This window comes from Leucobacter sp. G161 (genome assembly GCF_001482305.1).
In the GTDB taxonomy this organism is placed as follows: Bacteria; Actinomycetota; Actinomycetes; order Actinomycetales; family Microbacteriaceae; genus Leucobacter.
The window spans coordinates 1-479 of record NZ_LOHP01000037.1 but is presented as its reverse complement, the minus strand read 5'-3'; the positions used below and the strand labels follow the sequence as shown (position 1 = coordinate 479).

Here is a 479-nt window from a genome sequence, read left to right as displayed (position 1 = left end):
GTACCCGTCGGTCGTGCTCGGCGACGGCGCGGCTCGGCGGCTCGGCATTGAGCAGGCCGGCTCACTGATCTGGCTCGGCATCTCAGCATCGAGCCAGGCGAAGCTGACGCAGCGGCTCGACGCGCTCGGCACGAACCTCCTGACGGTGGAGGCGGGCCAGAACCTCTTCGGTGGCGAGGCCTCGCTGCCCGCCGACAGCGCCGGGCGCATCGGCAGGGTGGATGGCACCCTGGCTGCCGCCGGCGTCGGCACCCTCGAGAGCGTGCGCGTCTACCGCAGCGACCTCATCCCGGAAGCACAGAGCGGCGGCCTTGCCGTCCGCACGGCCGATCTCGCCCTCAGGGACGTGCTCGATGCATCACTCAGAGCCGGCAGCTGGTTCAATGCGGCGACTGCGGCGTACCCGTCGGTCGTGCTCGGCGACGGCGCGGCTCGGCGGCTCGGCATTGAGCAGGCCGGCTCACTGATCTGGCTCGGCA

At 71.6% G+C, this 479-nt stretch carries 1 pseudogene; it reads left to right on the top strand.

The features are described from left to right. Window positions 1-479, top strand: a pseudogene (locus AUL38_RS17330) (ABC transporter permease); the annotation flags it as partial.